The organism is Mesorhizobium sp. dw_380 (genome assembly GCF_018588885.1).
Taxonomy (GTDB): domain Bacteria; phylum Pseudomonadota; class Alphaproteobacteria; order Rhizobiales; family Rhizobiaceae; genus Mesorhizobium.
In genome coordinates this window covers 326,117-333,685 of sequence record NZ_JAFFIW010000001.1, presented here as the reverse complement: position 1 = coordinate 333,685, position 7,569 = coordinate 326,117, and the positions used below count along the sequence as shown (strand labels likewise).

7 protein-coding genes, 1 pseudogene and 1 riboswitch are annotated in these 7,569 nt (G+C 65.2%); of the genes and pseudogenes, 4 read left to right on the top strand and 4 right to left on the bottom strand.

What is annotated here, in order from left to right; genetic code table 11:
• Nucleotides 1–602: pseudogene (locus tag JT360_RS01675) on the top strand (hypothetical protein); the annotation flags it as partial.
• A gap of 27 nt (nt 603–629) precedes the next feature.
• On the opposite strand, the gene JT360_RS01670 reads toward JT360_RS01675, so the two are convergent.
• The 4 genes from JT360_RS01670 to JT360_RS01655 form a co-directional block, all read right to left on the bottom strand.
• Nucleotides 630–929 carry a CcdB family protein gene (locus JT360_RS01670; protein ID WP_214469739.1) on the bottom strand — a complete coding sequence of 100 codons (300 nt, stop codon included), beginning with the start codon at nt 927–929 and terminating at the stop codon, nt 630–632.
• Nucleotides 929–1,171 (bottom strand): type II toxin-antitoxin system CcdA family antitoxin, encoded by a 243-nt coding sequence (locus tag JT360_RS01665; RefSeq protein WP_214469738.1) that lies wholly within the window; start codon nt 1,169–1,171, stop codon nt 929–931. The genes JT360_RS01670 and JT360_RS01665 overlap by 1 nt, the downstream gene beginning before the upstream one ends.
• Before the next feature lie 78 nt (nt 1,172–1,249).
• The gene (locus JT360_RS01660) at nt 1,250–3,070 is read right to left on the bottom strand and encodes an ABC-F family ATP-binding cassette domain-containing protein (RefSeq protein WP_214469737.1); all 1,821 of its coding nucleotides are present in this window, start codon (nt 3,068–3,070) and stop codon (nt 1,250–1,252) included.
• Nucleotide 3,071: 1 nt separating this feature from the next.
• On the bottom strand, nt 3,072–3,716 hold the full coding sequence (locus JT360_RS01655) for a thiamine diphosphokinase (RefSeq protein WP_214469736.1): 645 nt from the start codon (nt 3,714–3,716) through the stop codon (nt 3,072–3,074).
• Nucleotides 3,717–3,803: 87 nt separating this feature from the next.
• A riboswitch (TPP riboswitch) is annotated at nt 3,804–3,918 on the top strand.
• A gap of 43 nt (nt 3,919–3,961) precedes the next feature.
• Between JT360_RS01655 and thiB the strand changes: the two genes are divergently transcribed.
• The 3 genes from thiB to thiQ all read left to right on the top strand — a co-directional run bounded on the left by thiB (nt 3,962) and on the right by thiQ (nt 7,518).
• The gene (gene thiB, locus JT360_RS01650) at nt 3,962–4,969 is read left to right on the top strand and encodes a thiamine ABC transporter substrate binding subunit (RefSeq protein WP_214469735.1); all 1,008 of its coding nucleotides are present in this window, start codon (nt 3,962–3,964) and stop codon (nt 4,967–4,969) included.
• Between the two features lie 178 nt (nt 4,970–5,147).
• Nucleotides 5,148–6,743, top strand: a complete 1,596-nt coding sequence (gene thiP, locus JT360_RS01645; RefSeq protein ID WP_214469756.1) for a thiamine/thiamine pyrophosphate ABC transporter permease — start codon at nt 5,148–5,150, stop codon at nt 6,741–6,743.
• Complete coding sequence (gene thiQ / locus JT360_RS01640) at nt 6,736–7,518, top strand: thiamine ABC transporter ATP-binding protein (protein ID WP_214469734.1); 783 nt, start codon at nt 6,736–6,738, stop codon at nt 7,516–7,518. The genes thiP and thiQ overlap by 8 nt, the downstream gene beginning before the upstream one ends.
• Nucleotides 7,519–7,569: the final 51 nt, after the last annotated feature.

Genomic DNA, 7,569 nt, shown 5'->3' with positions numbered 1-7,569 from the left:
CCCCGCCGGCGGCCCCGGCCGCCGCTCCGGCAACGCAAGCCTCGGTTCCGGTCGGCCAGAAGGCGATCTTCTATGAGGAGCGCACCAGCACAGCGCAAGGTTCGGCCGAGCCCGGCAGCATCGTCTGGTCGCTGGTCCAGGAATCGCCCGGCGGCGACCTGCCGCCCGAGCCCGCGATCCGTGCCGAGGCGACCATTCCCGGCAAGGACATCCAGTTGCGCATGACCATCCGCCGCAACACCGATCAGACCCTGCCGGCCAGTCATATCATCGAGATGATCTTCCTGACGCCCGACGGGTTCGAAGGCGGCGGTGTCGACAACATCCTGCGCGTCGCCATGAAGAGCTCCGAACAGGACGCCGGCAGCCCGCTGATCGGCATTCCGGCCAAGATCGCCGACGGCTTCTTCCTCGTCGCGCTCAACGACACCAAGGCCGACGAGGACGCCAACATGACCTTGCTGCGCGGCCAGGACTGGATCGACGTGCCGGTGGTCTACAAGACCGGCCGGCGGGCGCTGCTGACGATGGAAAAGGGCATCCCCGGCGAGAAGGTGTTCGACGAGGCGATCAAGGCCTGGCAGGCCAAGACGGCGGGTTGAGGAGGGCGGCGCAACGGGCGCCTTCGGTCAGAAACCCTGGAACAGCATGTCGAGCGCGGCGACAATGTCGTCGTGATGCTTCGTCAGATTCAGCCGACTTTCACCCAATTCGGTTGCCGGAACGGTGGCAATCAGGTGTGTCGCCATAACCAGCTTCCGGCCGTTGATCTCGAAAATCGGATGAAGCTTTCGCATCGGCGGCGGCACCATTGCAACCGGCAGCAGCGGCACGACTAGCCGCGTCTTGAAATTGTCGAGCAGGTCGGACTGAACATCGAGCAAATAGTTGCCTTCGACGCGACTGGCGAAGACATCATAGCGGGGCATCAGAATTGCCGGTGCTCTTGCAACGGGATGCCGTGTTTCTCGATGTAGTCGTTCCACGCATCCATCGTGGCGCGGTTCTCAAGCTTCCACAGCCGTGTTTTTTCGGCCGCTACCGCTTCCGCGATGCCAGCTTCCGCGGCGCGCGAGACATTAACATCAAGCCCCTTGGCTTCCCTCATGAGGTTGGAATCGATCGACAGATTTGCCGGCTGACGGATCGCATTCAAGGCAATCTTACGCATAATAGCCTCCGCAACATGCGCATAATGTATGCGCATCGCGACAATGGATCAAGCAATACTGGCTACGGCCGAACGCTCCTACCCTTCCATCTCCTCGCGCAACATTTCCAGTTCCAGCCACTCTTCCTCCAGTGCCGCCAGCGTCGCACGCTCCTTGTCGAGGGCGGCGATGGTCTTCTGGAAAGAGGCTGGATCGCGCTCGTAATAGGCCGGGTCGGCGATGTTGTTCTCCAACCGTGAAATCGAGGCCGTCACCGCCTCGATCTTCTTGGGCAAGGAGTCCAAAGCGAATTTCTGCTTGAACGACAGTTTCTTCGCCGGCCCTTTTGGTGCTGCCGGCTCGCTCCTGGCTGGCGCCGGTGTATCGCTGGCTTCAGCCTTGCCGCGCGCCTTGCGATCGTCGAGCCTGGTGCCGCCACGCTGCGCCAGCATGTCGGAATAGCCGCCGGCATATTCGATCCAGCGGCCGCCGCCGTCCGGCGCGATGATGCTGGTGACGGTGCGGTCGAGGAAATCGCGGTCGTGGCTGACCAGGATGACGGTGCCGGCAAAGCCGGCGACCAGTTCCTGCAGCAGTTCCAGCGTCTCCATGTCGAGATCGTTGGTCGGTTCATCGAGCACGAGCAGGTTCGCCGGCCGCGCCAGCACGCGCGCCAGGATCAGCCGCGCCCGCTCGCCGCCGGAAAGCTCGCGCACCGGCGTGCGGGCCTGCTCCGGCTTGAACAGGAAATCCTTCATGTAGGAGACGACGTGGCGCTGCTCGCCATTGATGACGAGGTTTTCGCCGCGTCCGTCGGTGAGGTATTGCGCCAGCGTCTCCTGCGGGTCCACCGCCTCGCGCTTCTGGTCGAGCGTGGCGATCTCCAGATTGGTGCCGAGCCGCACCGAACCGGCATCCGGTTGCAGTTCGCCGGTCAGCATCTTCAGCAGCGTCGTCTTGCCGACGCCGTTCGGCCCGACCAGGCCGACGCGGTCACCGCGCTGGATGCGGGTCGAGAACCCTTTGACCACGGCGAGGTCGCCAAAGCTCTTTTCGATGTTTTTGGCCTCGATGACCAGCTTGCCGGATTCGGCGGCGTCGCTCGCCACCATGGTTGCCGATCCTTCGGCGCCGCGATGGCCACGAAAGCGCTGGCGCATGGTCTGCAACTCGCCGAGACGTCGCATGTTGCGCTTGCGCCGCGCCGTGACGCCATAGCGCAGCCAGTGTTCCTCGCGCACGATCTGGCGGCCGAGCTTGTGCTGCTCGCGCTCCTCCTCTTCCAGCACCAGGTCTCGCCATTCCTCGAAATGGCCAAAGCCCTTGTCCAGCCTGCGCGTCTGGCCACGGTCGAGCCAGACGGTGGCGCGCGACACGCGTTCGAGGAAGCGGCGGTCGTGGGAGATGACGATGAGCGCCGAGGAGGTGCGGACAAGCTCTTCTTCCAGCCATTCGATGACGGACAAATCAAGATGATTGGTCGGCTCATCAAGCAGCAGAATGTCGGGTTCCGGCGCCATGACACGGGCAAGCGCGGCACGCCTGGCTTCGCCGCCCGACAGATCGTTCGGCCGTTCCTCGCCCGACAGGCCGAGATGTTCCATCAGATAGCTGGCGCGGTAGGGATCGTCGGCGGGGCCAAGGCCTGCCTCGACATAGGCGCGCACGGTGGCAAAGCCCTCCATGTCGGGCATCTGCGGCAGATAGCGCACGGTCGCCGAAGGCTGGCGGAAGACTTCGCCGTCCTGCGGTTCGATCAGGTCGGCGGCGATCTTGAGCAGGGTCGACTTGCCCGACCCGTTGCGGCCGACAAGCGCGATCTTGTCGCCGGCCGAAGCGGTCAAGGCGGCGCCGTCGAGTAGCGGCGTGCCGCCAAAGGTCAGCTTTATCCCGTCGAGATTGAGAAGGGGCGGCGCCATGTCAGCTTTCAGGCAGTGGATGGGGATGAGCGAGCAGCATCGCGCGGCCACGGCCGAGCGCGATTTCGAGATGGCCCTTGACCTCGTTGGAAATGGTCAGTGACGACCCGAAAGCCACTTCGACCTGGTTCAGCGGCCATTTGGCGCCGGTGACGGTCAGGCCGGCAAGGTCGGAAAAGCCGAGAATCGAAAACAGCGTGCCGCCGGCATAGTCGAAACCGGCTATGCCGTGCAGCAGGGGCACGCCTTCCTGTGCACCGCTGGTCAGCAGCACGTCCGTTCCGGCCTCGGCCAGGCGCAGGCCGAGCGCCAGGTGCAGGAAGGCATGATCGGCGCGCTCGCCGCCGAAGGCTCCTGCCAGCACAAGGCGGGTTGCGCCGCGTTCAAGTGCCGCGGCGATCGCCAGTTCGCCATCGGTCTTGTCCTTTTCCGCCGGGAAGGTCTGGCGAGGGACGGCGGCAAGATCGTCAGGCAGATTGGCCGGTACGGAATCGAAGTCACCCACCCACAGTTCCGGGACAAGGCCCAGCATCCGTGCATGACCGATGCCGGCGTCGGCGGCGATGACGCGCGAGCCTTCGACCTGGCGGTCGAGCCGGGGCGTGCGGATGAGATCGCCGCCAAGCAGGATGGTGAATGTGCTCATATCCTGTCGCCCTTACCAGCCCGGCACGGGAAACGGAAGGCGGCAAACTCCCACTTGCGTGGTTCGTCGGCCGGGCCTATGTCTCGAAACGCTCTAACGGGGTGCCGGACGCGATCTTCGCGGACCGGCTGAGAGGCAGTCTCGCCAACCCGCTGAACCTGATCCGGTTTGTACCGGCGGAGGGATTAGACGTTTCGGATAGTCCGACGCCTCAATTCCTTGTCACACGAACGAAGGAGGCGCCGATGCGCACGCTCTTATACTCTCTTGCTTCAGCTGCTTCAGCACTGGTTGTGGCGCTGTCCGGGCCGGCTTTTGCCAAGGACAAGCTCACCGTCTACACCTATGAGAGCTTCACCGCCGACTGGGGTCCGGGTCCCGTGGTGAAGAAGGAATTCGAGGCCGAGTGCGGCTGCGATGTCGAGTTCGTCTCGGTCGCCGATGGTGTGGCCCTGCTCAACCGCGTCAAGCTCGAAGGGGCATCGACCAAGGCCGATATCGTGCTCGGTCTCGACACAAATCTCACCGCCGATGCCAAGGCTTCCGGCCTGTTTACCCCGCATGGCGCGGTCACGGATGTCAATGTGCCGGGCGGCTGGAGCGACGATACCTTCGTTCCCTTCGACTACGGCTATTTCGCTGTCGTCTATGACACCGAAAAGCTGAAGACGCCGCCCAAGAGCCTGAAGGAGCTGGTCGAGGGCAGTGCCGACGACAAGATCGTCATCCAGGATCCGCGCACCTCGACCCCCGGTCTCGGCCTGCTGTTGTGGGTGAAGTCGGTCTATGGCGACAAGGCGCCGGAAGCCTGGGCCAAGCTCAAGGCGAAGGTGCTGACCGTGACGCCGGGCTGGAGCGAGGCCTATGGCCTGTTCACCAAGGGCGAGGCGCCGATGGTGCTGTCCTACACGACCTCGCCGGCCTATCACATGGTCGCCGAGAATACGCAGCGCTACCAGGCGGCGTCCTTTGAAGAAGGCGAATATCTGCAGATCGAGGTCGCCGGCATCACCACCACGGGCGCCAAGAACCCGCTGGCCGCGAAATTCATAGCCTTCATGACCGGACCGAAATTCCAGGACGCTATTCCGGAGACCAACTGGATGTTCCCGGCCGGCAAGACCGACAAGCCGCTCAACCCGGCCTTCGACAAACTGGTCAAGCCGACCAAGACCTTGCTGTTCAGCCCGCAAGAGGTCGCCGCCAACCGCAAGGCATGGGTGGATGAATGGCTGGCGGTGATGAGCAAATGAGCGCGCACCTCACCCTCCCCCTTGTGGGGAGGGTCGATCCGCGAAGCGGAGCGGGGTGGGGGCTGCGACGCTGAGCACTGCCTCACCCCCACCCCGGCTCGCGGATACCGCTTCGCGGCATCCGCGCTCCGACCCTCCCCACAAGGGGGAGGGTGGAAGACGCGCGTCTGACCACCGTATCGCCGCCGGCATCATCGCGCTTGCCGCGATCACGCTGCTGATCGGCGGCGCGTTTGCCGGGCTGCTTGTCGAAGGCGCCCATGATTTCTCGGGCGCCCTGGCAGCCTTCGATCCCTACCTCTTGCGCGTGGTGCGCTTCACGCTCTGGCAAGCGGCGCTGTCGACCCTGCTTTCGGTCATCCCGGCATTGTTCGTTGCACGCGCCCTGTCGCGGCATCCGCGCTTCCTGGGCCGCGCCTTCATCCTGCAGCTCTTCGCCGTGCCGCTGGCGCTGCCGGCGATCGTCGCGGCGCTCGGCATACTGGCGCTCTACGGCCGCGCCGGCTATTTCGCCGGCCTGTTCAGCGCGGCCGGCGGCCAGGGCTGGCCGGGGATCTACGGCCTATCGGGCATTCTCGTCGCCCATGTCTTCTTCAACCTGCCGCTCAGCGTGCGGCTATTCCTCGAGGCGCTGCAGACCATACCAGCCGACCAATGGCGGCTGGCGAGCCAGCTTGGCATGGGCGCTCGGCCGGCGTTCCGGCTGATCGAATGGCCGACGTTGCGCGCCGCCTTTCCCGGAGTCGCCGGGCTCGTCTTCATGCTCTGCATCACATCGTTCACCATCGTGCTGACGCTCGGCGGCGGACCGGCCGCGACGACGCTGGAAGTCGGCATCTATCAGGCGCTGCGCTTCGATTTCGATCCCGCGCGAGCCGTCACCCTGACATTGCTGCAGATCGCGCTGACCTTTGTCGTGGTGCTGGCGCTGACGCGACTTGGCGTGAACGTCGTCGGCGACACCAACCTGCCGGTTGCGCCGCGCCGCTATCTCTCGGTCAACCGGACCGAGACCTCGCTGAACGCCGCGCTCATCGCACTCGCGCTGCTGTTCGTTGCTGGACCGATGGCAGCCACGGTGATCGCCGGCTTGGGCGCCGATCTCGGCCGGCTCGCCGGCGAGGCCACTGTCCGGCAGGCGACACTGACCAGCGCGGTGCTGGCCTTTCTGTCGGCGCTGCTTTCGGTGATGCTGTCGCTGGCATTGACCATGGCGCGCCGGGCGCTGGCGTTGAACCGCCGCGCCGGCCCCAGCACATTGCTCGAACATGCCACGGATACCGGCGCCGGGTTCGTCCTGGTCGTGCCGCCGATCGTCGTCGGCGCGGGCTGGTTCCTGCTGCTGCGCCATTTCGGCGACGTCTTTGCCATCGCTCCGGTCATGGTCGTCACCGTCAATGCTGTCATGGCGATGCCGTTCGCGCTGCGCGCCGTCCGCCCCGCCTATGATGCGGCAAGCGAACGTCACGAACGGCTCTGCGCGCAGCTCGGCATTTCCGGCTGGGCAAGGCTGCGGCTGGTCGATTGGCCGTCGCTGCGGCGTCCACTCGCCACCGCCTTCGCTTTCGCCATGGCGCTGTCGCTTGGCGATCTCGGCGTCATCGCGCTGTTCGGCAGTGATTCCGTGCAGACATTGCCCTACCTTCTGCTGGCGCGCATGGGCAGCTACCGCACCGCGGACGCCGCCGGCCTGGCACTGTTGCTCGGCCTGGTTTGCCTGGCGCTGGTCCTGGCCGCGGATCGGCTGGGAAAGGAAATGGCCCGCGATGTCTGACGGGGCAACTGGCAGGAAGGGTGCTCCGGTGCGGCTGGACAAGGTTTCGTTCAGCTATGGCGAGGGCGAGGCGCCGCTGGCCTTCGATGTTGCGTTCGCCGCAGCGGAAATCACCGCCATCATGGGGCCGAGCGGCTCGGGCAAGTCGACGCTGCTCAATCTGGTCGCCGGCTTCGAGACGCCCCGGTCCGGCCATGTGCTGATCGGCGGCGCCGATGTCAGCGCCGCGCGGCCGGCAGCGCGGCCGGTGTCGATGGTGTTCCAGGAAAACAACCTCTTCGCCCATCTTTCCGTCGAGCAGAATGTCGGGCTCGGCCGCTCGCCATCGCTGCGACTGACCGAAGCCGACCGCGCTGATATCGCTGGCGCGCTGGCGCGCACCGGCCTTGCCGGCAAGGAGAAGCGTCTGCCGCGCGAACTCTCCGGCGGCGAACGGCAGCGCGTTGCGCTGACACGGGTGCTGGTGCGCGACAGGCCGGTGCTCCTGCTCGACGAACCCTTCGCCTCACTCGGGCCTGCCTTGCGCGACGACATGCTGGATCTGGTCGCGGCCGTTCATGCCGAGCGGGGCATGACGGTGCTGTTTGTCACGCACCAGCCTGAAGATGCCCGCCGGATCGCTCAGAATGTGGTGTTCCTGGACGACGGTATTGTCGCGGCCACCGGCAAGGCGAAGGATTTTTTTGCCGGGGCTGGTCCGCAAGCCTTCCGGCGCTATATCGGCGCAGGTGCCGGGGATGCCGTATCACGAGATATTGCCCGGAAGCGGACATAATTTACGGTCAAACCGGGTTCGGGCGATGAGGCGCTTGCTTGCCATGACTGG

Coding starts and splice junctions, on each gene's coding strand:
- JT360_RS01660 (WP_214469737.1), bottom strand. CDS start 3,070: ATGGCGCCGCCCCTTCTCAATCTCGACGGGATAAAGCTGACCTTTGGC.
- JT360_RS01665 (WP_214469738.1), bottom strand. CDS start 1,171: ATGCGTAAGATTGCCTTGAATGCGATCCGTCAGCCGGCAAATCTGTCG.
- thiB (WP_214469735.1), top strand. CDS start 3,962: ATGCGCACGCTCTTATACTCTCTTGCTTCAGCTGCTTCAGCACTGGTT.
- JT360_RS01670 (WP_214469739.1), bottom strand. CDS start 929: ATGCCCCGCTATGATGTCTTCGCCAGTCGCGTCGAAGGCAACTATTTG.
- thiQ (WP_214469734.1), top strand. CDS start 6,736: ATGTCTGACGGGGCAACTGGCAGGAAGGGTGCTCCGGTGCGGCTGGAC.
- JT360_RS01655 (WP_214469736.1), bottom strand. CDS start 3,716: ATGAGCACATTCACCATCCTGCTTGGCGGCGATCTCATCCGCACGCCC.